Annotated in this window: 27 protein-coding genes, 3 tRNA genes and 1 pseudogene; 22 read left to right on the top strand and 9 right to left on the bottom strand. The window is 72.1% G+C overall.

Features of this window, described 5'->3' with window-relative positions; translation table 11 throughout:
* The first annotated feature begins 20 nt into the window (after nucleotides 1–20).
* The 5 genes from serS to EJF31_RS10235 are packed head-to-tail and all read left to right on the top strand — an operon-like array spanning nucleotide 21 to nucleotide 4,039.
* A complete protein-coding gene (gene serS, locus EJF31_RS10255) occupies nucleotides 21–1,289 on the top strand; it encodes a serine--tRNA ligase (protein ID WP_125036953.1) in 1,269 nt (422 codons plus the stop codon).
* Entirely contained in the window at nucleotides 1,286–2,137 is an 852-nt protein-coding gene (locus EJF31_RS10250; protein WP_125036952.1) for an HAD family hydrolase, read from the top strand. Before serS ends, EJF31_RS10250 begins: the two co-directional genes overlap by 4 nt.
* Nucleotides 2,134–2,625: a GNAT family N-acetyltransferase gene (locus EJF31_RS10245; RefSeq protein ID WP_125036951.1), complete on the top strand. Its 492-nt coding sequence runs from the start codon at nucleotides 2,134–2,136 to the stop codon at nucleotides 2,623–2,625. The genes EJF31_RS10250 and EJF31_RS10245 overlap by 4 nt, the downstream gene beginning before the upstream one ends.
* A complete protein-coding gene (locus EJF31_RS10240; protein WP_125036950.1) occupies nucleotides 2,622–3,416 on the top strand; it encodes a Cof-type HAD-IIB family hydrolase in 795 nt (264 codons plus the stop codon). Before EJF31_RS10245 ends, EJF31_RS10240 begins: the two co-directional genes overlap by 4 nt.
* A gap of 17 nt (nucleotides 3,417–3,433) precedes the next feature.
* Nucleotides 3,434–4,039, top strand: coding sequence for a hypothetical protein (locus EJF31_RS10235; protein ID WP_125036949.1), 606 nt, complete (start codon nucleotides 3,434–3,436; stop codon nucleotides 4,037–4,039).
* Nucleotides 4,040–4,046: 7 nt separating this feature from the next.
* Here the strand turns inward: EJF31_RS10235 and EJF31_RS10230 are convergent, their stop codons facing one another.
* The 4 genes from EJF31_RS10230 to EJF31_RS10215 form a co-directional block, all read right to left on the bottom strand.
* Entirely contained in the window at nucleotides 4,047–4,568 is a 522-nt protein-coding gene (locus EJF31_RS10230; protein WP_125036948.1) for a bacterial proteasome activator family protein, read from the bottom strand.
* A gap of 26 nt (nucleotides 4,569–4,594) precedes the next feature.
* Nucleotides 4,595–5,572 (bottom strand): NAD(P)H-quinone oxidoreductase, encoded by a 978-nt coding sequence (locus EJF31_RS10225; RefSeq protein ID WP_125036947.1) that lies wholly within the window; start codon nucleotides 5,570–5,572, stop codon nucleotides 4,595–4,597.
* Nucleotides 5,573–5,596: 24 nt separating this feature from the next.
* A complete protein-coding gene (locus tag EJF31_RS21825; protein ID WP_185736194.1) occupies nucleotides 5,597–5,974 on the bottom strand; it encodes a DUF6457 domain-containing protein in 378 nt (125 codons plus the stop codon).
* A 63-nt stretch (nucleotides 5,975–6,037) separates the two neighbouring features.
* Nucleotides 6,038–6,619 (bottom strand): molybdenum cofactor guanylyltransferase, encoded by a 582-nt coding sequence (locus EJF31_RS10215; protein ID WP_125036946.1) that lies wholly within the window; start codon nucleotides 6,617–6,619, stop codon nucleotides 6,038–6,040.
* A gap of 27 nt (nucleotides 6,620–6,646) precedes the next feature.
* Between EJF31_RS10215 and EJF31_RS10210 the strand changes: the two genes are divergently transcribed.
* The 5 genes and pseudogenes from EJF31_RS10210 (at nucleotide 6,647) to EJF31_RS22310 (ending at nucleotide 9,649) form a co-directional block, all read left to right on the top strand.
* A complete protein-coding gene (locus EJF31_RS10210; RefSeq protein WP_125036945.1) occupies nucleotides 6,647–7,411 on the top strand; it encodes a carbon-nitrogen hydrolase family protein in 765 nt (254 codons plus the stop codon).
* Nucleotides 7,412–7,422: 11 nt separating this feature from the next.
* Nucleotides 7,423–8,484, top strand: a complete 1,062-nt coding sequence (locus EJF31_RS10205; RefSeq protein WP_185736193.1) for a hypothetical protein — start codon at nucleotides 7,423–7,425, stop codon at nucleotides 8,482–8,484.
* A 41-nt stretch (nucleotides 8,485–8,525) separates the two neighbouring features.
* Complete coding sequence (locus tag EJF31_RS10200) at nucleotides 8,526–8,759, top strand: biotin/lipoyl-binding carrier protein (RefSeq protein ID WP_125036944.1); 234 nt, start codon at nucleotides 8,526–8,528, stop codon at nucleotides 8,757–8,759.
* Between the two features lie 35 nt (nucleotides 8,760–8,794).
* Nucleotides 8,795–9,475, top strand: a pseudogene (locus EJF31_RS22315) (HNH endonuclease family protein); the annotation flags it as partial.
* The gene (locus EJF31_RS22310; protein WP_260430848.1) at nucleotides 9,467–9,649 is read left to right on the top strand and encodes an excalibur calcium-binding domain-containing protein; all 183 of its coding nucleotides are present in this window, start codon (nucleotides 9,467–9,469) and stop codon (nucleotides 9,647–9,649) included. The pseudogene EJF31_RS22315 and the gene EJF31_RS22310, both read left to right, overlap by 9 nt.
* 45 nt (nucleotides 9,650–9,694) lie before the next feature.
* Here EJF31_RS22310 and EJF31_RS10190 read toward each other — a convergent pair.
* Both EJF31_RS10190 and EJF31_RS10185 read right to left on the bottom strand, forming a co-directional pair.
* Nucleotides 9,695–9,782: transfer RNA gene (locus EJF31_RS10190), tRNA-Ser, on the bottom strand.
* A gap of 65 nt (nucleotides 9,783–9,847) precedes the next feature.
* Nucleotides 9,848–10,240 (bottom strand): hypothetical protein, encoded by a 393-nt coding sequence (locus tag EJF31_RS10185; RefSeq protein ID WP_185736192.1) that lies wholly within the window; start codon nucleotides 10,238–10,240, stop codon nucleotides 9,848–9,850.
* Between the two features lie 111 nt (nucleotides 10,241–10,351).
* Here EJF31_RS10185 and EJF31_RS10180 point away from each other — a divergent pair, with 111 nt between their 5' ends.
* The 3 genes from EJF31_RS10180 to EJF31_RS22305 all read left to right on the top strand — a co-directional run bounded on the left by EJF31_RS10180 (nucleotide 10,352) and on the right by EJF31_RS22305 (nucleotide 11,333).
* The gene (locus EJF31_RS10180) at nucleotides 10,352–10,813 is read left to right on the top strand and encodes a hypothetical protein (RefSeq protein ID WP_125036943.1); all 462 of its coding nucleotides are present in this window, start codon (nucleotides 10,352–10,354) and stop codon (nucleotides 10,811–10,813) included.
* A gap of 66 nt (nucleotides 10,814–10,879) precedes the next feature.
* Nucleotides 10,880–10,973, top strand: a tRNA-Ser gene (locus EJF31_RS10175).
* Nucleotides 10,974–11,198: 225 nt separating this feature from the next.
* A complete protein-coding gene (locus tag EJF31_RS22305) occupies nucleotides 11,199–11,333 on the top strand; it encodes a hypothetical protein (RefSeq protein WP_260430753.1) in 135 nt (44 codons plus the stop codon).
* Nucleotides 11,334–11,485: 152 nt separating this feature from the next.
* Here the strand turns inward: EJF31_RS22305 and EJF31_RS10170 are convergent, their stop codons facing one another.
* From EJF31_RS10170 to EJF31_RS10160, 3 genes are all read right to left on the bottom strand, one after another.
* Nucleotides 11,486–12,481: a LuxR family transcriptional regulator gene (locus EJF31_RS10170; protein ID WP_125036942.1), complete on the bottom strand. Its 996-nt coding sequence runs from the start codon at nucleotides 12,479–12,481 to the stop codon at nucleotides 11,486–11,488.
* A gap of 207 nt (nucleotides 12,482–12,688) precedes the next feature.
* Nucleotides 12,689–14,497 carry a phosphoenolpyruvate carboxykinase (GTP) gene (locus EJF31_RS10165; protein ID WP_125036941.1) on the bottom strand — a complete coding sequence of 603 codons (1,809 nt, stop codon included), beginning with the start codon at nucleotides 14,495–14,497 and terminating at the stop codon, nucleotides 12,689–12,691.
* Between the two features lie 250 nt (nucleotides 14,498–14,747).
* A complete protein-coding gene (locus EJF31_RS10160) occupies nucleotides 14,748–16,589 on the bottom strand; it encodes a phosphoenolpyruvate carboxykinase (GTP) (RefSeq protein ID WP_125036940.1) in 1,842 nt (613 codons plus the stop codon).
* Nucleotides 16,590–16,933: 344 nt separating this feature from the next.
* Here EJF31_RS10160 and EJF31_RS10155 point away from each other — a divergent pair.
* From EJF31_RS10155 to EJF31_RS10115, 9 genes are all read left to right on the top strand, one after another.
* A tRNA-Arg gene (locus tag EJF31_RS10155) sits at nucleotides 16,934–17,006 on the top strand.
* A 167-nt stretch (nucleotides 17,007–17,173) separates the two neighbouring features.
* Nucleotides 17,174–17,557, top strand: coding sequence for an ATP-binding protein (locus tag EJF31_RS10150; protein ID WP_125036939.1), 384 nt, complete (start codon nucleotides 17,174–17,176; stop codon nucleotides 17,555–17,557).
* Between the two features lie 122 nt (nucleotides 17,558–17,679).
* Nucleotides 17,680–18,051 carry an STAS domain-containing protein gene (locus EJF31_RS10145; protein WP_125036938.1) on the top strand — a complete coding sequence of 124 codons (372 nt, stop codon included), beginning with the start codon at nucleotides 17,680–17,682 and terminating at the stop codon, nucleotides 18,049–18,051.
* Between the two features lie 155 nt (nucleotides 18,052–18,206).
* Nucleotides 18,207–18,929, top strand: a complete 723-nt coding sequence (locus tag EJF31_RS10140) for a GAF domain-containing protein (protein WP_125036937.1) — start codon at nucleotides 18,207–18,209, stop codon at nucleotides 18,927–18,929.
* Nucleotides 18,926–19,678, top strand: coding sequence for a GAF and ANTAR domain-containing protein (locus EJF31_RS10135; RefSeq protein ID WP_260430751.1), 753 nt, complete (start codon nucleotides 18,926–18,928; stop codon nucleotides 19,676–19,678). The genes EJF31_RS10140 and EJF31_RS10135 overlap by 4 nt, the downstream gene beginning before the upstream one ends.
* Before the next feature lie 98 nt (nucleotides 19,679–19,776).
* Nucleotides 19,777–20,190 (top strand): hypothetical protein, encoded by a 414-nt coding sequence (locus EJF31_RS10130; RefSeq protein ID WP_125036936.1) that lies wholly within the window; start codon nucleotides 19,777–19,779, stop codon nucleotides 20,188–20,190.
* A gap of 5 nt (nucleotides 20,191–20,195) precedes the next feature.
* Entirely contained in the window at nucleotides 20,196–21,593 is a 1,398-nt protein-coding gene (locus tag EJF31_RS10125) for a ferredoxin reductase family protein (RefSeq protein WP_125036935.1), read from the top strand.
* A 4-nt stretch (nucleotides 21,594–21,597) separates the two neighbouring features.
* Nucleotides 21,598–22,068 (top strand): FMN-binding protein, encoded by a 471-nt coding sequence (locus EJF31_RS10120; protein ID WP_125036934.1) that lies wholly within the window; start codon nucleotides 21,598–21,600, stop codon nucleotides 22,066–22,068.
* A complete protein-coding gene (locus EJF31_RS10115; protein ID WP_221767517.1) occupies nucleotides 22,065–22,814 on the top strand; it encodes an FAD:protein FMN transferase in 750 nt (249 codons plus the stop codon). The genes EJF31_RS10120 and EJF31_RS10115 overlap by 4 nt, the downstream gene beginning before the upstream one ends.
* The last annotated feature ends 4 nt before the right edge of the window (nucleotides 22,815–22,818 follow it).

Below are 22,818 nucleotides of genomic sequence, written 5' to 3'. Positions count from 1 at the left end.
CTCGCCGCAGGGACCCCGAGATGATCGACCCGAAGGTGCTCCGAGACGACCCCGACCGAGTGCGCTCAGCCCAGGCCAAGCGCGGGCTCTCCGCCGACGTCGTGGACCGCGCCCTCGCCGCCGATGCCGCCCGGCGTACGGCGATCGCCGACTTCGAGGCCAAGCGCGCCGAGCAGAAGCAGCTCGGCAAGCTGATCCCGCAGGCGCAGGGCGAGGAGAAGCAGGAGCTGCTCGGCCGCACCAAGACGCTGGCCGCCGACGTCAAGGCCGCCGAGGCCGCCCAGACCGCCGCCGAGGCGGAGTGGCAGGGCGCCCTGCTCAGCATCCCCAACCTGGCCGCCGAGGAGTCGCCCGCCGGCGGTGAGGACGACTTCGTCCTGCTCGAGACCGTCGGCACCCCGCGGGAGTTCGACTTCGAGCCCCGCGACCACATCGAGCTCGGCCGGATGCTCGGCGCCATCGACCTCGACCGCGGCGCGAAGGTGTCGGGCTCGCGGTTCTACTTCCTCACCGGCGTGGGCGCCGAGCTCGAGCTGGCCCTGATCAACCTCGCCATGGAGCAGGCCCGTGAGGCCGGCTTCACCCAGGTTATCGCCCCGTCGCTGGTCAAGCCCCGCGCCATGGACGGCACCGGCTTCCTCGGCCAGGCCGCCGATGACGTCTACCGCATCGAGGGCCAGGACATGTACCTCGTCGGGACCTCGGAGGTCCCGATGGCGGCCTACCACTCCGACGAGATCCTCGACGGCGCCTCGCTGCCCCTGCGGTACGCCGCGTTCAGCCCGTGCTTCCGCAAGGAGGCCGGCTCGCACGGCAAGGACACCAAGGGCATCATCCGGGTGCACTGGTTCGACAAGGTCGAGATGTTCGTCTACACCACGCCGGAGGACGCCGAGGCCGAGCACCAGCGGCTCCTGGGCTGGGAGAAGCAGTTCCTCGACAAGCTCGAGCTGGCCTACCGCGTCATCGACGTGGCCGCCGGCGACCTGGGCCTCTCGGCGCAGCGCAAGTTCGACTGCGAGGCGTGGATCCCCACCCAGGGCAAGTACCGCGAGCTCACCTCGACGTCCAACTGCACCGAGTTCCAGACCCGCCGCCTCGACACCCGTGCCCGTCACGCCGGCGAGGTCAAGCCGGTCGCGACCCTCAACGGCACGCTCTGCGCGATGACCCGCACGATCGTGGCCATCCTGGAGACCCACCAGCAGGCCGACGGCTCGGTCCGGGTGCCGAAGGCGCTGCAGCCGTGGCTGCAGGGGCGCGAGTTCCTGAAGCCGATCGCCCCGTGACGAGCTGGCGGCCGCTGCTCGTCGCTCTCGACATCGACGGCACCCTCCTGAAGTGGGTGGAGGGCTCGGGCACCACCCACGAGGAGATCGCACCCGCCGTCCGCGACGCCGTGCGCCGCGCGCTCGACGCGGGCACCCAGGTGGTTCTCGCGAGCGGCCGCTCGGCGCACGGAATGACGCGCATCGCCGACCTGCTGGGCCTCCACGACGAGGAGTCGGAGCGGCTCTGGATCGTGGCCAGCAACGGCGCGGTCGTCTTCCGCTACCCCCCGCTCGAGGTGGTCCACGAGGAGACCTTCGACGCCCGCGCCGCGGTCGAGGCGGTGCTCCGACACCACCCCGACGCGCTGGTCGCGGTGGAGGAGCGCGGCGTCGGCTACCGCGTCAACCGACACTTCCCCGACGGCGAGCTCTCCGGGGAGATGAAGGTGACCACGGTCGACGACATCGTCTCCGGCCCGGTCAGCCGTGTGATCATCCGCGATCCCAACGCGACGGCCGACGACTTCGTCGAGCTCGGCCGCAAGCTCGGCCTGCACGGCACCAACTACGTCGTCGGCTGGACCGCCTGGCTCGACCTGGCTCCGGTGGGGGTCTCCAAGGCCTCCGGCCTGCAGTACGTCGCCGACGAGCTCGGCATCGCCGCCACCGACACCCTCGCCATCGGCGACGGCCGCAACGACATCGAGATGCTCCAGTGGGCCCACCGCGGCGTCGCGATGGGCCAGTCCGTCGAAGCCGTCCACGAGGCGGCCGACGCCGTCACCGCCTCGGTCTACGACGACGGCGTGGCCGTCGAGCTCGCCCAGTGGTTCCCCAACGGCACCGGCCCCGGGACACCGGCATGAGCCTGCCCGCCGTCGTCACCACCGAACGCCTCACCCTGCCGCTGTGGACCGCCGCCGAGGTGGCCGACCTGGTCGCCGGGCGCCGCCGCGAGGGCTGGCACCGCGACTTCCCCCGCGAGGACGACCGCGACGCCGCCACGATGTTCCACGAGGGCGACCCGTGGGGACCGCGCAGCATCGTCCGCGGCGCGACGGTGCTCGGCTCGATCGGCTTCTTCGGCCCACCCGACCCCGCCGGACCCGGAGGCGGGGTGCCCGAGACCGAGGTCGGCTACGGCCTGGTCGAGGAGGCGCGCGGTTGGGGCTTCGCCACCGAGGCACTCCGGGCCCTGCTGGCCGAGGCCGACGCCGCGGGGGTGAAGATCCGGGCCAGCGTGCTGCCCGGCAACAAGCCCAGCATCCGGGTGCTCGCCAAGTGCGGCTTCACCGAGCTGCGCGGCAGCGACGAGGACGGCCAGCTCGTGATGGCCCGGCCGCTGCCCCGGTGAGCCTGCCCCGGCTGGTCGCGACCGACCTCGACGGCACCCTCGTCCGCTCCGACGGCACGGTGTCGGACTACACGCGCGGGGTGCTGGAGGAGCTCGAGCGCCGCGGCGTACCCGTGGTCTTCGTCACCGGCCGTCCGCTCCGCTGGGCCGACGACGTCTTCCCCTACGTCGGGGGGCACGGCCTCGCGGTCGTCTCCAACGGCGGGCTGGTCTGGGACGTCGCGCGGTCCGCGGTCCACCTGATGCGCCCGATCGAGCCCCAGGTGGGGCTGGAGGTGTGCCGGCTGGTCCGGGAGGCCGTGCCGGGGTCGCGGTTCGCGGTGGAGACCCTGGCCGGGATCGGCCTCGAGCCGGACTTCCTCGAGCGGCACGTGGTGCCGGAGGGCAGCCGGCGCGGGGCGGTGGAGGAGATCTTCGACGAGCCGGCCCTCAAGCTGCTGGCCCGCCACGAGGACCTCGCTCCCCAGGAGTTCTGGGACGCCGCCGAGGCCGTCGTCCAGGGCCGCGTGACGATCACCTGGTCCTCGACGACAGCGCTGCTGGAGATGAGCGCGGCGGGGGTCACCAAGGCCTCGACGCTCGCCCTGCTGTGCGCCGACCTGGGCGTCGAGGCCGCCGACGTGATCGCCTTCGGGGACATGCCCAACGACCTGCCGATGCTCGACTGGGCGGGCACGTCCTACGCCATGGCCGATGCCCACCACACCGTCACCGAGCTCGCCGACCACGTCGCGCCCGGCCACGACGACGACGGGGTGGCCCGGGTGCTGGCTGGTGTCTTCGACCTGTGATCTGTTTCGATGTCCGGGTGCTTCACACCGTCTCCGCATCCGTCCCGAGAGCGGCCCTCCGCCTCGTCGCCGCCCTGCTGATCGCCGGGTGCAGCGTCGTCGTGCTCGGTCAGGGGCCGGCCTCGGCCTGCCCGGCGGCGTCCGGCAGCGGCACCACCCAGGACCACACGATGAACGTCAGCGACGTCTTCACCGGTGACGTGGCCGGCGTGACCCGCACCGACCGGACGATCACCTACGACGTGCGCGTCGACCGGGTCTACAAGGGCGACGTGCAGACCGCTGACGTGCTGGTGACGACCTCGGCCCGGGCGCGCAGCTGCACCGGCGTCGAGCTCACCAACGGCCGCAGCTACGTCTTCTTCGCCCAGGCCGGCGGGTCGGACCTCTCGATCGCCCGCGCCGACGGCACCGCCCGAGCCGGCGACCAGCTGGTCAAGCAGGTGGAGCGGCTGCTCGGCGACGGCCACGCGCCGACTCCGCCGGAGCCGAAGACCGCGACCTTCACCCGCGTCGCGCACGCCGAGCCGCCGACGCTGCCCCGCCTCGCAGCCCCCGGCCTCGCGCTGGTGCTGGTCGGCCTGCTCGGCCTCCTCGTCGTACGCCGCGTCGGCTCGCGCTGACCGGACGCTAGAGGTACATCCCGCCGGAGTCGCCCGGCTGCGGCGCGGCGTGATCACCCGCGTCGGCTCCCGGGTGTGCCTGCGGCGGCGTCATCCCGCCCGGGGGCAGGGCCCGGCGGATCTGCTCGAACTGCGCGCGCGAGGCCATCTGCTGCGCGTAGATCGCGGTCTGGATGCCGTGGAAGAGCCCCTCGAGCCAGCCCACCAGCTGCGCCTGCGCGATGCGCAGCTCGCCGTCGGAGGGGATCTCGTCGTCGGTGAAGGGCAGCGTCAGCCGCTCGAGCTCCTCGACGAGCTCGGGGGCGAGCCCCGCCTCGAGCTCCTTGATCGAGGAGCGGTGGATCTCCTTGAGCCGGATCCGGCTGGCCTCGTCGAGGGGCGCGGACTTCACCTCCTCGAGAAGCTGGCGGATCATGCTGCCGATCCGCATCACCTTGGCGGGCTGCTCGACGAGGTCGGTGATCGCGCGCTCCTCGTCGTCGTCCGGACCGATGAGGACGACCTGCTGCTCTTCGGGCTGTTCCGTCATGCCACCCACCCTAGGAGGCCGGGTGCTCACGTCGTGAGCAGGATCTTCCCCATGTGGTCGCCGGACTCCATCAGCGCGTGGGCCGCGCGCGCCTCCGCGAGCGGCATCGTGCCATGCACGACCGGCTGCACGAGCCCCTCGGCGACCAGCGGCCACACGTGCTCGACCACGGAGGCGCAGATGGCGGACTTCTCTGCCGTCGGGCGGGAGCGCAGGGTGGTGGCGATGATCGCGCCGCGCTTGCGCAGCAGGGCGTTGATGTCGAGCTCGGCCTTCGTGCCGCCCTGCATCCCGATGATGACCAGGCGCCCCTCCGTGGCGAGCGCCTCGACGTTGCGGCCGAGGTACTTCGCGCCCATGTTGTCCAGGATGACGTCCACGCCGCGGCCGTCGGTCACCTTGCGGACCACCTCGACGAAGTCCTCGTCGCGGTAGTTGATCGTCACGTCGGCACCGAGCGCCGCGCACGCCGCGAGCTTCTCGGCCGTGCCGCCGGTGGTGAACACCTTGGCCCCGAGCTCGGACGCGAGCTGGATCGCCATCGTGCCGATGCCGCCGGCGCCGCCGTGCACGAGGAAGGCCTCGCCGGGCTGCAGCCCCGCGACCATGAACACGTTGGACCACACGGTGCACGCCACCTCCGGCAGCGCGGCCGCGGTCACCAGGTCGACCCCCTCCGGGACCGGCATCAGCTGCCCGGCAGGTACGGCGACCTTCGTGGCGTACCCGCCCCCGGCCAGCAGGGCGCACGCACGGTCGCCGACGGCCCAGCCCTCGACGTCCGGACCGACCGCGGCGACGGTGCCGCTGCACTCCATGCCCATCACGTCGGACGCGCCGGGCGGCGGGGGGTAGAAGCCCATCCGCTGCAGGAGGTCGGCCCGGTTGAGGCCGGCCGCGGCCACGTCCAGCACGACCTCCCCGGGACCCGCCTCGGGGTCGGGGAGCTCGGCGACGGTCAGGACCTCGGGGCCACCGGGCTCGGTGGCGATGACGGCACGCATGCGAGCCACCCTAGGTGTCTGCCCTCACTCCTCCTCGTCGGAGTCCAGCAGGTCCTCGTCGTCGTCCTCGTCCTCGTCGTCCACGTCGGCCAGGTCGGCCGTGTGGTCCACGACGCTGTCGTCGGGGACCGGGTCGTCGATGTCGTCGGGGTCCGGGGCGTCCGCCGGCCGGTCCCAGCCCTCGGCGAGCGCCTGGGCGCGGGCCGCGAGGCGTTCGATCCCGTCGGGGTCGGCCCCGCGCACCCCGGCGGCGTAGCCGAGGAGGAAGGTCGTCACGGGTGCGGCGGGCCGCTCCACCTGGTGGGCCACGGTGCGGGCCAGGTCCAGCACGAGGCCCTCGTCGATCTCGGCCTCGAGGTCGAGCGCGTCGCACAGCTCATCGATCCAGTCGTGCAGGTTCACAGGGCTCAGGCTTGCGCGCAGCGGCCTCGCCCGCAACCCCAAACCGCCGCGATCGCGGGCCAATCAGCGATCGGAGGCCAGGTCGCGCAGGTCGGCCCACGTGTCGACGTCCACACCCTCGTCGGCCTCGGGCGCGATCGTCGCGAGGTCCAGACCGGCGAGGAGCCGGTGGAAGGCCATGCCGTGCTGGTCCTGGTGGTCGGGACGCACCTCCTCGAGGCGGTCCGCGCGCAGCACGCCCGCGAGCTGGCGCCGTCCGTCGGCCCCGGTGAGGAAGGCGCCGTCGTGCCCCTCCGCGGCCTCGTGCAGCCGCCGGAAGGTCAGGGCGGTCACGCGCGGCATGTCCACCGCCAGCACGCCCACCGTGCGCGGCGCGCGCAGGAGCGCGTCCCGTCCGGTGAGCAGCGCGGCCACGGGCCCGCCGAAGCGCGGGCTCTCGCGCGTGAACGTGACGGGCCGCGTGGTCGGCACCGGGTCGCCGACCACGACGACCTCGGAGGCGTCGATGAGGGCGTCCAGCGCGTGCTCGAGCAGGGTGCGGCCGGCGTACTCGACCGAGGCCTTGTCCGCGCCGCCGAGGCGGACGGCGGTGCCGCCGGCCAGCACGACCGCGCAGAATCCGGTGGTGCCGGGAGGGAGTTCCACGACCGCCAGTCTGACAGGCTGGGGACCATGGACCAGCTGCGCGTCGCCCTCGTCCAGCAGGCGTCCGCCCTCGAGCCGGAGGCCAACCGCCGGTTGCTCGCCGAGCTCACTCCCACCGACGCCGACCTCGTCGTCTTCCCCGAGGCGTTCGCCCGCGACTTCGGCGAGGCCGGGTCCGACGTCAGTGCACACGCCGAGCCGCTCGACGGCCCCTTCGCCACCGAGGTCGCGCGCCTCGCGGCCGAGCGCCGTACGACGATCGTCGCCGGCATGTTCGAGCCGGGCGCCGACCCGGGCCGCCCCTTCAACACGCTGGTCGTGCGCGGCGGGGCCGAGGCGGCCTACCGCAAGATCCACCTCTACGACTCCTTCGGCTACCGCGAGTCCGACCGGCTGACCGCCGGACCGCTGGAGCCGGCGGTCGTCGACGTGCAGGGCTGGAGGGTGGGCCTGATGACCTGCTACGACCTCCGCTTCCCCGAGCTGGCCCGCGCGCTCGTCGACCGGGGCGCCGAGGTGCTGGTCGTGCCCGCCGCCTGGGTCGCCGGGCCGCGCAAGGTCGAGCACTGGCGCACCCTCCTGCGCGCCCGCGCGATCGAGAACACCGTCTTCGTGGCGGCGGCCGGCCAGCCGGGTCCCCGCTACAGCGGGCACTCGCTCGTCGTCGACCCGCTCGGCGACGTGCTCGCCGAAGCCGGTGACGACAACCAGGCCCTGTCGGTCACGCTGGAGCGCTCGGTGCTGGACGAGGCGCGGCGTACCAACCCCTCGCTCGCCAACCGGCGTCTGTAACCTCTTCCGTCGTGTCCACGCACGTTCCGCGCCGCAGAGCGATCCGTCCGCCCTCGCGGTCCGAACGCCTGCGCGCGCGCCTCTCCGGCGGGGTCCTCGCGATCCGCCGGTCCCGCTTCCCCTTCCTGGTGTGGGCCGCCGTCGTGGCGGCGGGGCTGGCCGCGCTGGTGACCGCGATGGTCCCGGTCGGGCCGGAGTGGCTCGGCGGTGCCGGAGCGGTGGCCGTCGCCACCGCCTACACGTGGGGGCTCGCCGCGCGCACCGGTGGCCGCCCCGTCATCTTCAGCGCCCTCGCCCTGGCGATGGGCGTCGCGGTCCTGGTCTCCGACGAGCGGGTGCTGCGCACCGGCGCCGCGGTGATGACGTGCGTGGTGTCCGCCGTCCTGGGCGTCACCGCGACGGTCCCCGCCGTGCGCTTCGTCAACGCCTGCCGCGAGGCGTTCATCGCCACGCTGGTGGCCTCCATCGGCGGGCTCGCCACGGTCGGCTTCGAACCCGTCATCACCCTGGTCCGGTTCGAGTACGCCACGCTCGGCCTGTCCCTGCTCGGCGCCTTCGCCGTCGTCTTCCGGCTCGGTGCCGGCTTCCACGGCCTGGGCCGCCGCGGCATGCTCGCGGTGCTGCTCGGGTCGCTGGTGCTGGCGTTCACGCTCGCCTACGCCGAGCTGATCCGCCGCTACGGCCCGCCGGGACTCGTGGACCACCTCCTCGCGGGCGTGCACTGGAGCCGCGACCACCTCGGCGCCTTCCCCCGGCCGATCGAGGCCATGCTCGGGGTGCCAGCCCTCGCGTGGGGCTGCCACATGCGGGCCCGTCGCCGCCAGGGCTGGTGGGTGTGCGCGTTCGGTGCCGCCGCCACCGCCCCGGTCGCCCAGGCCCTGCTCAACCCCGCGATCTCCTACCTCGAGTGCGGCCTGTCCGTGCTCTACGGCCTGGTCGTCGGGCTGCTCATCGGCTTCGTGGTCATCCGCCTCGACCTGGCCTTCACCGGCCCCCGCGGCTCCCGTGCCCGGCGTGCCGAGGAGGCCGCCGCCGTACGCCCCGAGCCGCCGCGCACGCGCGCGCTGCTCTGAGGTGATTCCGGGTACCTGTCGGTAACGGCTAGGTTCGCTGCATGGCCCGCGAACAGGTGACCGAGATTCTCGCGGAGATGGTGGCCAACGTGATGAGCGTGGCCGTGTCTCCCGGAGACGCCGTGGCGGCGGGCGACACCGTCGTGCTCCTGGAGTCGATGAAGATGGAGATCCCGGTGATCGCGGAGGCCGCCGGCACCGTGCGCGGGGTCAAGGTCGGCCCCGGTGACGTCGTCCAGGAGGGCGACGTGCTGATCGAGCTCCTCCTGGGCTGACTGCCCACCCCTTGCTGACGTCGATCCCGCCCACGCTGCGCCGGTACGTCGCGGCCCTCGCCGCCGCCGGGCTGCTGGCGGTGTTGACCGGCTGCGCGCCCGCGGTCCATGCCACCGCGCCGGGCAAGCCCCACCGATCCGACCGGCCCGACCGGCCCCAGGCCGGGACGGCGCTGGCGCTGCTGGCCACGCTGCCGGTCAAGGGGCGGGCGCCGATGACCGGCTACGACCGGGACCGGTTCGGACCGGCCTGGCTGGATGCCAACCGCAACGGCTGCGACGAGCGCAACGACATCCTCGCGCGGGACCTGACGGGGACCCGGGAGCAGAACTGCCGGATCCTCGACGGCACCCTCATCGACCCGTACACCGGAGGGACCATCCACTACGTGTACGGCGACGGCGCCCTGGTCGACATCGACCACGTGGTCGCGCTCGGCAACGCCTGGGCGACCGGTGCCTCGCGGTGGTCGGTGCTCAAGCGGGCCGGGCTCGCGACCGACCCGCTGAACCTGCTCGCCGTGGACGCCTCCGCGAACCGGCAGAAGGGCGACGGCGACGCGGCCACCTGGCTGCCCCCGAACAAGGCGTACCGCTGCGCCTACGTGGCCCGGCAGGTCGCGGTGAAGGCGAAGTTCGGCCTGTGGGTGACGGCCCCGGAGAAGGGCGCCATCCAGCGCGTGCTCTCCCGGTGCCCCGACCAGCCGGTGCCGGCGGACTCCGGGGCCCCGGTCGAGGTCTCCCACCACATCACCGACCCCGGGGACGGGGACGGGTCCTACGCGAGCTGCGACGCGGCCCGGGCCGCGGGCGCGGCCCCGCTCCACCGGGGCGACCCGGGCTACGGGCCGCAGCTGGACGGCGACGGCGACGGGATCGCCTGCGAGTGAGGGCGCACCCGTCGGGCCGGCTGGCCCTGGCTGGCTGGCCCTGGCTGGCAGAGGGGGCGGGATTCGAACCCGCGGTAGGTCTCCCTACGACCGCTTTCAAGGCGGTTCCGATCGGCCGCTCCGGCACCCCTCCGTGTCGCGCGCGTCAGCGCACGAGCACGGGAGCAGTGTAGAGGGGAGGGTCGGGGCCCCGACGGGCTACTCCGACCCGCCGATCTCCATCTCGACCGCGTCGTAGGCCAGGTCGTGCATCCGCTGCACGTGGCGTGCGGCCTCCCGCAGCAACCGCTTCATCTCCACCCGGATCTCCTCGACCTCGGGGCTCTCGAGGACCATCGGCCCCATCGCGCTGAGCCGGCCGAGCAGCGCGTTGCGCTCGCGCAGGATGGTGCCGCCGCGGGCGGCGAGCCAGCCGTCCTGGGAGTGCTCGCCCTCGGCGATGAGGGCGTCGCGCAGCACGCCCATGCGTTGTCGGACGACCCAGCGCCAGTTGCCGAGCGGGACGCCGGTCTGGCGTGGGGCGTCGAGGGCCTGGTCGAGGCCGTGTAGGGCCGCGGCCATCCCGGCCGTCGGTGTGGACAGAGCGGTCATGGTGCCTCCCGGCGCTCCCGGTGTCGGGTGGAACTTCGAGTGTGACCCGCGCGACGGCCCGTGAACAAGGGCGATTGGCGCCCGAATGAGGTGTCTTGTTCAATCAACTCCATGGCTCTCCCGACCCCGTCCGACTATCGGCTCTCGCCCGCTCTCGGCGCCCGGTTGATGGGCCTGCTGCTGGTCGCCCTGGCGATCCTCCTGTTCGTCCTCACCGCCGCCGTCGCGGTCTTCCACCTGCCGCCCGACCTCCTGGTCGTGCTCGCGGTGCTCGGCGTCGTCGGCGTCTTCGGCGGCGGCTGGCTGCTGACCCGCAGGACGTACGTCGTCCGCCTCGACGCCGACGGCTACCGGGTGCGGTTCGTGCGGGGTGCCGGCGTCACGGCCGCGAGCTGGACCGACGTGGAGGACGCCGTCACGGCCTCCCCGCGCGGCATCCCCTGCGTCGTGCTGCACCTCAAGGACGGCCGCGCCACCACGATCCCGGTGGAGGCGCTGGCCGCGGACCGCGAGGACTTCGTGCGTGACCTGCAGGCCCACCTCCAGCGCGGCCAGGGCCTCACGCCGCTGTGACCCACCCCTGACCCGCCCCTGATTCGTCCCGACAGGTCCGGCCTTGTAGCCTGTGTCCCGCTGTCGGGAGGCGTCGCCTAGTCCGGTCTATGGCGCCCGCCTGCTAAGCGGGTTTGGGGCTAAAACCCCATCGAGGGTTCAAATCCCTCCGCCTCCGCCAGTGTCCGACCCCCGGAGACCCACTAGTCTCCGGGGGTCGGCTGCATTTCAGGGGCAGGTCAGGCGCAGGGCGTTTGCAGAAACCTGCAGACGGGCATCCTGAACTGCAGGAATGTGCAATGCACAAATGTGAGCCAACGATTGGCTGCCGCGCCGCACTGAACTGCCACAAACTCTTCCCAGGGCCTCCCGATGGGCCTAGGACATCAAGGTGGAGGGACCCCCCATGAACATTGCACGCAAGGTTGCGATTGCACTCGCCGCTACCGGCATCAGCCTCGGCCTTCTCGGAATCACCGCGCCCGCCCAGGCCATGGACACCAGCTGGGGCTGCGGCGGGTGCATCTCGACGGGGAAGTGACCTTCCCCCACCCACAGTTTTGAGACCGGGACCCAACTCACCCCCCACTTGTTCGGTCCTCGCGCCACCCCCCCGGCCGGTCTCAAACACACGAGGGCAGTGACCATCCGGTCACTGCCCTCGTGATTATTTCGAGTCTTTGAGGTGTCGGCTCAGCCCGACTCGTTGCCCGAGATCCCCTGGCTGCCCATCGTGTAGCCGAGCTGGAAGCGGGTCTCCGCCTCGTACTCCTCCTTGAGGTCGGCGATGTAGCCGGCGTAGGTGCGGGTGCTCACCCCCAGCCGCTTGGCGCTGGCGGGGTCGGCGTGTCCCTCGATCAGCATCCGGATCGTCATCGCCCGCTGCTCGGCGGCGATGTCCTTCATCATGCTGGTCTCGCGGTTGGTGAACGGGCGGGCCCGCTCCCAGGTGCGCTCGAAGATGTCGACCAGGTAGGCCACCACCGAGGGCTCCCGGATCGCCATGACCGCGCGGAGGTCCTCCTGGCCGGGGATGACCGCCACCCGGCGGTCGATGACGATCATCCGGTTGAAGAACTCGTCGAGGGTGCGCACCTCGGCGCCCCGCTCGGTCACCGCGGCGACGTACTTGTGGGTGACCGCGGAGCGGCGGGCGCTGTGCTGGTAGAGCGTGCGCATCTTGACGCCGCGCTCGAGGGCGGTCGTGTCGCGCAGGGCAGCACGGGCCAGCGTCTGCGGGTCGCGGCCGGTCTGGGGCTGCGCGGTGAGGATCTCCTCCTCGCACTCGGCCACGAGGCCGGCGATGAACGGGTCGATCGCCTCGTTGCGGATGTGGGTGAAGGGGCCGCGCTCGATGCTCTGCGGCGCCCGTCGCCACGCATGGGACAGGGACCCGAAGGCCTTCGCCCACTGCGAGGACTCCTCCAGGAGCTTGGCGCCCTCCTGGCCCAGCGGCGACACGATGCGCGACTGGACGCTGGTCGGATCGACCGGGACGTAGACGTCGGCGACCTGACCCGTGCTCAGCAGACCGAGCTCGACCAGCAGCCGGAAGGCCGCGTGCAGCGGCCCGTCGGGAACGACGCGTGGGTCGTGCGCAGAGAGCTCACCCGTCTCCGCGACCTCCTCGTAGAGCGAGGTGGCCTCGGATTCGAAGAGCGCACGATCCTCGGGACCGTAGGTGCCCACCCTGAACTTCCCCTTCTGCACGCCCCCGGAACCACTTCCGCGACCGATGATTCCACATGCGCCCCGCTGGCACCGGCTGCCCCACCATCCGGGCCGCGTCGCGACACGCCGCCGACACGCCGTGGGACGCGCCGTGGACGCGCCGAGGCCCCGTCCGCGAACGGACGGGGCCTCGGTCGGTGCTGCGGTGCCCCGGAGGACGTCGGCTCAGGCGCCCAGGCGGGCCTTGAGGCCGTCGAGCTCGGTCCAGAGCACGGCCGGGAGGTCGTCCCCGAACTTCTCGAACCACTCCTGGATCTGCGGGATCTCGGCCTTCCACTCCTCGACGTCGACGGCCAGGGCCGACGCGAGGGCGTCCTCGGACATGTCGAGGCCCTCGGTGTCGAGCGAGCCCGGGGCGGGCACGTGGCCGATCGGGGTCTCGACCGCGGCGGCCTGGCCCTCGATGCGCTCCACGACCCACTTCAGGACGCGGGAGTTCTCGCCGAAGCCCGGCCACAGGAAGCCGCCCTCGTCGTCGCGGCGGAACCAGTTGACGTAGAAGATCTTCGGCAGCTTCGCCGCGTCGTTCTCCTTGCCGACCGTGATCCAGTGGTTGAAGTAGTCACCGGCGTTGTAGCCGATGAAGGGCAGCATCGCCATCGGGTCGCGACGCACCACGCCGACCGCGCCGACGGCGGCCGCGGTGGTCTCCGAGGAGAGCGTGGCGCCGAGGAACGTGCCGTGGGTCCAGTCGCGGGCCTCGAAGACCAGCGGGACGGTCGTCTTGCGACGGCCGCCGAAGAGGATCGCGTCGATCGGCACGCCGCGCGGGTCGTCGTACTCGGCCGCGAGGATGTCGCACTGCTTGATCGGCGTGCAGTAGCGGCTGTTGGCGTGGCTGCTGAGCTCCTCGGACTCGGGGGTCCAGGGCTCGCCCTTCCAGGAGGTCGCCTTGGCCGGCGGATTCTCCAGGCCCTCCCACCAGACGTCGCCGTCCTCGGTGAGCGCGACGTTGGTGAAGACCGAGTTGCCCTTCTCGATCGTCTTCATCGCGTTGGGGTTGGTGTGGTAGTTCGTGCCCGGCGCGACGCCGAAGAAGCCGAACTCCGGGTTGACCGCCCACAGGCGGCCGTCCTCGCCCACGCGCATCCAGGCGATGTCGTCGCCGAGGGTCTCGACCTTCCAGCCCGGGATGGTGGGCTGGAGCATGGCGAGGTTGGTCTTGCCGCACGCGGACGGGAACGCCGCGGCGATGTACTTCACGACGCCCTGCGGGCTGGTGAGCTTGAGGATGAGCATGTGCTCGGCGAGCCAGCCCTCGTCGCGGGCCATGACGCTCGCGATGCGCAGGGCGTAGCACTTCTTGCCGAGCAGGGCGTTGCCGCCGTAGCCGGAGCCGAAGGACCAGATCGCGCGCTCCTCGGGGAACTGCACGATGTACTTGGTGTCGCTGCAGGGCCACGCGACGTCGGCCTGGCCGGGCTCGAGGGGCATCCCCACGGAGTGGAGGGCGGGCACGAAGTCGGCGTTCAGCTCCTCCATGCGCGCGAGGACGGCAGATCCCATCCGGGCCATCACGCGCATCGAGGCGGTGACGTAGGCCGAGTCGGTGATCTCGATGCCGAACATCGGCTTCTCGGCGTCCAGGTGGCCCATCACGAACGGGATGACGTACATCGTCCGGCCCTGCATGCAGCCCTCGTAGAGCTTGCGCATGAGCGCCTTCATCTCGTTGGGGTCCATCCAGTTGTTGGTGGGCCCGCAGTCCTTCTCGTCGACCGAGCAGATGTACGTGCGGTCCTCAACACGTGCGACATCGATCGGGTCGGAGGCGGCGTAGAAGGAGTTCGGCTTGATGGAGGGGTTCAGCCGGGTGAAGGTCCCGGTGGACTCGAGGGCGTTGGTGAGCTCGGTCCACTCCTCGTCGGAGCCGGTGCACCAGTGGATGGAGTCGGGGCGGGTCATCGCGGCGACTTCGTTGACGAAGTCGAGGATGCCCTGGTGGGTGGTGGGTGCCTGCGTCTCGGCGGTCATGCCATGTTCCCTCTCGCGCATTCGCGGTGGTCGCCTCCATGCGTGGAAGGCGCCGCCGGCCGTCGAGCGTATCGACGGTGTGTCGTGGAGTTGCTGGGTCCGGGGTGGCGTCGCTGCCGGCCCGGTGGGTCGCCGCGAGGCTATCGCGGGCGCCGTGGCGGCCCCTATTGGATCGATCAACGCAACCGGCGACGGAGCCGGCCCCTGACGGGAGCCGGCACCGTCGCCGGCGCGGGTGGTGCGGTGGTGGTCAGTCCTCGGCGGCCTCGAGGGCCGCGGCGACGCGGCGGTGCGCCTCCCAGATCTCCTCCGGCAGCCGGTCGAACTGGCGCAGGTGCTCCTCACGGAACCCCATCTCCTGCTTCCAGCGGTCCACGTCGATCGACAGGATGCGCTCGAGGTCCTCGGGCCGCGTGTCCATGCCGTCGAGGACGAGCTCGTCCTCGGTCGGGATGATGCCGACCGGGGTCTCGCGCCCCTTCACCTCGCCGTTCTTGAGCTGCAGCAGCCACAGCAGCGGTCGCAGGTTGTCCCGGTAGCCGTGCCAGAGGAAGTGGCCGTCCTCGGGGTCGCGCTGGAACCAGTTCACGTGGGCGAAGATCGGCTGCTCCTTCGCGGCGCCGACGATCTTGAGGTAGTGCGCGGCGTAGTCGCCCTCGCCGTAGGCCATGAACGGCCGGTTCGACATGGGGTCGTAGCGCAGCTGGCCCTCGACGCCCTCGGCCGCGGCGGTCGCCTCGGCGCCCAGGGTGAGGCCGTCGTAGACGCCCTCGGCCAGGTCGGTGATCGCACGAATCAGCGGCTCCCGGTCGCGGGTGCGGCCGCCGAAGATGATCGCGTCGATCGGCACGCCCTTGGCGGCGTTGTAGTCGGGCGCGATGTTGGGGACGTTGTCGAGCGTCGTGGTGAAGCGGCTGTTCGGGTGGGCCCAGGGCGAGGTGTCGCCCTCCTTGCGGTCCGAGATCGGCGCGCCCATCCAGTCCAGCCAGCCCTCGACGTCGGCCGGCGGCTCGGGGGTCCGGCCCTCCCACCAGACCTCGCCGGTCGTGGCGTTGTAGGCGATGTTGGTGAAGATCGTGCCGGTGCCCGGGTCCACGGAGTGCAGCGCGGTCGGGTTGGTCACCTCGTTGGTGTCCTTCGCGACGCCGAAGACGCCGTACTCCGGGTTCATCCCGTAGAGCCTGCCGTCGGTCTCGTCGACCCACAGCCACGCGATGTCGTCGCCGTAGAAGGAGACGTGGTAGCGCTCGCCGAGGGCGTCCGGCGCCAGCATCATCGCGAGGTTCGTCTTGCCCGAGGCGCTCGGGAAGCCGCCGCAGACGTGGTAGGTCTTGCCGGTCTCCTTGTCGTGGATCCCGATCAGCATGTACTGCTCGGCCAGGAACTTCTTCGACGTCCAGCCGTCGTACGCCGCCTGGCGCAGGCCGTGGGCGATCTTGCCGAGCAGTGCGTTGCCGCCGTAGGACGAGCCGAAGTGCAGGATCGTGCGCTCGTCGGCGACGGTCACGAAGTAGCGCTGGTCCTCGGGGGTGCCCTGGCCGAGGTTCTCCAGGTCGCCGGTGACGTGCACGGCGCGCACGAAGCTGTCGGGGTCCTCGAGCTCGTTGAGGAAGTCGACGCCCACGCGGGACATGCGGATCATGTGCAGCACGACCGTGCGGGTGTCGGTCAGCTCGACTCCGGCCGCCCAGGGCGCCAGCTCGTTGCCGGGGGGCGACATCAGGTAGGGGATGACGTACATCGTCTTGCCCGCCGAGGCGCCGCGCATGCGGTCCTCCAGGAGGGGCTTCATCTCCGAGGAGGGGCGCCAGTTGTTGTAGACGCCCTTGTCCTGCGGGTTGCTGGTGCAGACGATGGTGCGCTCCTCGGAGCGCGCGGTGTCCTTGTGGTAGCTGCGGGAGTAGTAGCGACCCTCGCCGGCCGGGAGCAGCTCGCCGGCGTCCAGCGCTTCCTGGATCAGCCGTGCGTCGTCAGCGGCGGTGACGACCTCGACGCGCTCGGCGCCGGTCAGCTCCGCGTAGTGCCGGACGTAGTCCCGGACTCGTGGGTTGGTGAGGCCTGCGGCATCCAGTGCCGCCTCGACGTCTGCCATCGTGATCGTTCCCTCTCGCGCTTCCCGGTGCGTCCCTGACGGGCCCGGACCGAGCCGTCGAGCGTATCGACGGAGGTGAAGTGGAGCTGCCGTTCAGATCGCTCGGCAACGTTGGCGGCGACTGGTCGTGCGAGGGTACTCCCGCGTCAGGGGGGCCTCATATTGGAACGTTCAACGGCTTGTGCGGGTGGTCACAGCGGGGTGGGGCGCATCATCGATCGAGGGGATTGAGGGCTCCGGCGGCGGGCGTGTGCACCGTCACGGCCGGTGAGCGACGTACTGATTTCGGCATCGCGCAAGGGGTCCGCTATCCTCGACCAGTCGTCGGGGCAACCGGACGGCATGCGCCTGTAGCTCAACGGATAGAGCATCTGACTACGGATCAGAAGGTTTGGGGTTCGAATCCCTACAGGCGCGCAGACCAGGACCGCAGGCAGCCAGCAGGCTGACCTGCGGTCCTGTGATTTTCCAGTCATGTTCGCCGCACCTCGAGAATGCCGACGTACAGTCGAAGGACGCGGCCACTCATGCCCGGACTTCGCACCGACGTAGGCCGCGACGCCTGTGTGGTGTTCTGAGGGCTGATGCCTGCCGCACGATGGTCGTACGACCTCGAGCTGCACCCGCGGCCGCAGAGCGTGGCCAGCGCCCGTCGCTTCGTCTCCGACCACCTGGTGGACCACGACCTGCCCCACCTGGTGGACGACGTGCGGCTGGTGGTCAGTGAGCTCGCCACCAACGCGCTGCTCCATGCCGGCACGTCCTTCGGCATCCTCCTGTGGGCGCGCGACGACCTGGTGGTGCTGGAGGTGCGCGACGGGTCTCCGGAAGGACCCTCCCTCGGGGCGGCCGCGGACACGGACACCAACGGCCGGGGAATCACGCTCGTGGGTGCGTTGAGCCGGGACTGGGGGGTCACGGACTACGTGGACGGCGCCAAGTCGGTGTGGGCCTCCTTCGACGGCTGACCCACGGCGGTGCCGTCCGGGCCAGCACGGCGGGGCCATGGACGCCCCTGCGGGTGCGGCGCAGACTGGAGGTTCGAAGGGCCCGGCCCCCGCCACCGTCGTGCAGAGCGGGAGTGAGGCACATGAACAGTCTGGTCCTCGTCGGGGACGGGCTCTCCATCCGGCTGTACGAGCGCGCCGCGTGGTCCGTGGTCGAGGTCGAGGGCGACCTGGACATGGCCTCGCTGCCGCTCCGTCACCGCATCCTCGCCGCGAGCGGCCCGCGCGTCGTCTTCGACCTGCACCGCGTCGCCTTCATGGACGCCAGCGGACTCGGTCTGCTCGGGGCGAGTCACGATGCCTCGGCCCGCGCGGGTGGGTCGGTGCGCGTCGCCGGCGCGACCGCCCACGTGCGCAAGCTCCTCGCGATCACCCACATGGACCGGGGCATCTCGGTCTTCGGCACCCTCGTCGAGGCCCTGGCCGCCCCGGCTCCGACGGGTGCGCCCACCTGAGGCGGGCGCCGTCGCCGGTCGCCGCCGGGTGGGGGCCGACCGGTGTAGCGTTCGGGCAGCGGTCCGATGTCGACACCGTGGGAGAGAGAGATGTCTGCTCGTCACGGTGCCGCCCTCGACCTGCCCGGCAGGAGCCGGGTCGGGCGTCGGGCCTGATGCCCACCCCCGGAGAGATCCTCCTGTCGCTGCTCCACCACGGGGACGGCGTCGGCTCCCTGCCCGAGACCCTGTGCCGCCGGGCCGCGGAAGACCTGTCGGCCGACGGGGTCGGCCTGACGCTGTTGAGCGACGCAGGGCACCGCCAGGTGCTGGCCGCCACTGCCGGCACGGCACGCGTGGTCGAGGAGCTGCAGGTGACGGCGGGGGAGGGTCCCAGCCTGGACGCCTGGCGCGAACGCCGGGTGGTGCTCCTGTCGGACGTCGCCCGGGTCGCCCCCGCCCGCTGGCCCGGACTCGCGCCCGCCCTGCTCGAGGAGGGCATCGGGGCGATCTTCGTCTTTCCCCTCCAGGTGGGCGACATCCGACTGGGGGTCCTCGACGTGTGCCGGACGACCCCGGGGAGGCTGACCGGCGAGCAGCTCGCCATCGGCCTCACCTACGCCGAGGTGGCGGTGACTGTCCTGCTCCACCTCCAGGAGGAGGGCGGCCTCGCCGCGGGTCTCGACAGCCGGCTGCTCGACCCGCTCGCCAGTGCCCCGCAGATCCACCAGGCCACCGGGATGATCTCGGTCCAGGCGGCCGTCGGCCTCGCCGAGGCACTCCTGCTCCTCCGCGCCCATGCCTTCGTCCACAGCCGGTCGGCACGAGACGTCGCACGGGACGTGGTGAACCGCACGCTGCACTTCTATCCTGACAACGACGGTGAGGCTGAGAGATGAGCACGACGGCGGGCCCCTCCGGGGGCGACATGAGCAGGGAGGGACGGCTCTCGCGCGTCTTCGTCGAGCTGGCCGACACCCTGGTCGACGACTTCGATGCGCTCGACATCCTGCACCTGCTGACGGAGCGGTGCGTCGAGCTGCTCGAGATCGACGCGGCCGGGATCATCCTCAGCGACCAGCGCGGCGGGCTGCAGTCGATCGCCTCCACCACCCACGAGGTGGGCCTGATCGAGATCTTCGTGCTGCAGAACTCCGAGGGGCCCTGCCTGGACTGCTTCCGGTCCGGCGATCCGATCGTCAACATCACCTTCGAGGAGTCCCAGCGCCGCTGGCCGATGTTCACCGCGGCGAGCACGGCCCTCGGCTACCGGACCACCCACGCCCTGCCGTTGCGGCTCCGCAACGAGGTGATCGGCGCCATGAACTTCTTCTCCGTGGGGGAGACGGAGCTCAACACCGAGGACCTCGCCCTGGGCCAGGCGCTCGCCGACGTCTCGACCATCGCCCTCCTGCAGGCGCGGGCGGTCCACGAGAAGGACCTGCTGGCCGAGCAGCTGCAGTACGCCCTCAACAGCCGGGTGCTGGTCGAGCAGGCCAAGGGGGTGCTGGCCGAACGCTTCAAGATCGACGTGGAGGAGGCCTTCACCCACCTGCGCTCGTTCAGCCGTCGGCACCGGGTGCCGCTGAGCGAGGTCGCCTCGCGCGTGATAGCGGGCACGCTCACGGTCGCGGACCTCGAGAGGTAGGCCGACCCGCTTCACAGGTGACCCACAGGTTCCTCCCACGGGTGGGCCAGCCCGCGCGGTGACTCTGGTCCTCAGACGGATAGACCTGAGGAGACATCGTGAGCGACGAGAAGCCCACCCCTGACGACGCCAGCATCCCCGCCAGCACCCCCGCCAGCGGCAGCCGCTGGGAGCCCGATGCAGAGACGCAGGCCCAGCCCGTCGACCCGCCGGCCGAGGCCGCGGCCGTGCCCCCCGCCGGGCAGCCGCCCCGCCCCCGGACCGGGTGGCGGACGTCGGTGTCGCGGAACCGCGCCGGCCTGGTCGGTGCGGCCGCCCTGCTCCTGGTCGTGAGCGCCGGTGGCGGGTTCGCGGTCGGCCGGGCGGCCGGTGACGGCCACGACGGTCACCGGGACCTCTCCTCCGACCACCGCGGCTTCGACGGCTCGGTGCCCGGCGGCGACCACGGCCAGCTCCCGCCGCCGGGTGCCCCCCAGGGCTCCGACGACCTGCAGGGACAGGAAGACGGGTGACCACGGTGACCCCTCCACGCGCGTCCCGGCGGCTCGACGCCCCGGCCCCGCTGGGGCGTCGGGCGCGAGCCGACGCGGTCGTCCGGCAGGCCTCGGGTTCGTTGCTGTGGCTGGGCCTCCTCCTCGTCACCTACTGGTGGGCGGCGGGGGGCGGCATCCAGGACCTCGGCGCCTGGGCCTCCGGCCTGACCTCGGTCGGGCGCCTGACCGGCCTGGTCGCCTCGGTGCTCCTCCTGGCGCAGGTCGCGCTGATGGCGCGGGTCCCGCGGCTGGAGTCCGCCTTCGGGCAGGACCGCCTCGCTCACCTCCACCGCATCGTCGGCTTCACGTCGTTCAACCTGATGCTCGCCCACGTCGTCACGATCACGTGGGGGTACGCCGGCGGGCAGCTGCCCGGCACGCCCGGCACGCTGTGGAACCTGACGGTCAACTACCCCGGCATGCTGCTCGCGGTCGCGGGCACCGCCTGCCTCGTCATGGTCGTGGTCACCAGCCTCCGTGCCGCCCGGCGCCGGCTCCGCTACGAGTCCTGGCACCTGCTGCACCTCTACGCCTACCTCGGCGTCGGCCTCGCCCTCCCGCACCAGCTGTGGACCGGGCACGAGCTGACCTCCTCCACCGCGCGCACCGTCTTCTGGTGGGCCGCATGGGGCGCCGTCGCCGGGGCCGTGCTGATCTGGCGGGTCGGGGTGCCGCTCGCGGTCAACCTGCGCCACCAGCTCCGGGTCACCTCCGTCGTCCCCGAGGGGCACGGGATCGTCTCGGTCTACCTGACCGGCCGCCGGCTCGACCTGCTGCGCGCCGAGGCGGGACAGTTCTTCACCTGGCGCTTCCTGGGCCGGTCCGGCTGGAGCCGGGCCAACCCCTACTCGCTCTCCGCGGCACCGGACGGCCGCAGCCTCCGCATCACCATCCAGGCCGTGGGCGACGGCAGCGCCGAGGCGCTCCGCCTGCACCCGGGGACCAGGGTCCTGGTCGAGGGCCCCTACGGACGGCTGAGCGCCCGGTCCCGCAGCCGCGGCAAGGTCGCGCTGATCGGCGCCGGCGTCGGGGTCACCCCGCTCCGGGCGCTGGCCGAGGGGCTCGACTACGCCCCCGGCGATGCCGTGCTCCTCCAGCGCTACGGCGACGACCGGCTCTTCGCCCGCGAGCTCGACGTACTGACCCACGAGCGCGGCCTCCGCGTCGTGCCGCTGCCCGGCCACCGCCGCGGCCGCGACTCCTGGCTCGGCGAGGTGGGCCACGGCTCCGACCTCGACCACCTGCACCGGTGGGTGCCCGACATCGCCGAGCGCGACGTCTACGTGTGCGGGCCGACCCCCTGGGCCGACCTCGTCGTCGAGGACCTCACCTCGGCCGGCGTGACCCCTGACCACATCCATCTCGAGACCTTTGCGTGGTGACCCGATGAAGCGAATCGTCCTGTGGTGCCTGAGCACCCTGTCCGTCCTGGTGCTGCTGTTCGGCTACCACACGTCGACGTCCTCGGTGCTGGCCACCAAGTCCCCGACCGCGATCGTGTCGAGCAGCACGTCGAGCCACAGCGCCGCCTCCACCAACTCGAAGTCGACCGGCTCCGGCAAGTCGACCCAGGCCCCCAAGACCAGCACGGTCACGGGCGCTGTCGCCCAGACCCAGTGGGGCCCGGTCCAGGTCCGGCTCACCCTGCAGGGCAGCTCGATCACCAAGGTCGAGGTCCTGCAGTACCCCAGCGGCAACGGGACCGACAGCCAGATCAACTCCTACGCGCTGCCGATCCTGGTCCAGGAGACGATGAACCAGCAGAGCTCCAAGATCGACATGGTCAGCGGGGCCACGGTCACGAGCACCGGCTACGTGCAGTCGCTGCAGAGCGCCCTGGACCAGGTGTCGGCATGAGGCGCGTCGAGCACGTGATGGGGATGCCGGTCAGCCTCGTGCTGCGGGGTCGGCACGCCGACGGCGAGGCCGGCGAGGCCGCCTGGCAGGACGCGCTGGCCAGCCTGCGCGAGGCCGACCGCGTCTTCAGCACCTGGCGCGAGGACTCCTTCATCTCCCGGCTGGGCCGCGACGAGATCGAGCTCGGGGCCTGTCCCCCCGAGGTCGCGGAGGTGCTCGGCCTCGCGGAGGCGGCGCGCCTGGAGTCCGACGGCGCCTTCGACGTACGACGGGTGGCCGCCGACGGCACGCGGGTGCTGGACACCGACGGCGTGGTGAAGGGGTGGGCCGTGCAGCGGGCCGCGGCGTGCCTGGCCGTGCTCGACGAGACCGACTACTGCCTGTCCGCCGGCGGCGACATGGTCTGCCGCGTCGTCGACCCGGACGCCGAGCCGTGGCAGATCGGGATCGAGGACCCGCGCGACCCGAGCCGGCTGATCGCCCGGATCCCCGTCCGCGACGGCGCCGTCGCCACTTCCGGCTCCGCACACCGGGGCGCCCACATCGTCGACGCGCGGACCGGTCAGGTGCCGTCCGGCGTCGCCTCGGTCACCGTGGTCGCGCCGGACCTCACGTGGGCCGACCTCGACGCGACCTCAGCCTTCGCGATGGGCGACGGCGCCCTGCCCTGGCTGCGGACACGGCCCGGCCGGGTCGGCCTGGTCGTCGCGGCCGACGGCACCGCCGAGGTCTTCGGCGCCGCCTGAGCGA

The sequence above is a fragment of the Nocardioides sp. LS1 genome, assembly GCF_003865225.1.
Taxonomy (GTDB): Bacteria; Actinomycetota; Actinomycetes; order Propionibacteriales; family Nocardioidaceae; genus Nocardioides; species Nocardioides ginsengisegetis.
Note: the sequence above shows the minus strand (reverse complement) of the source record. Positions and strands in the feature narration are given on the sequence as shown.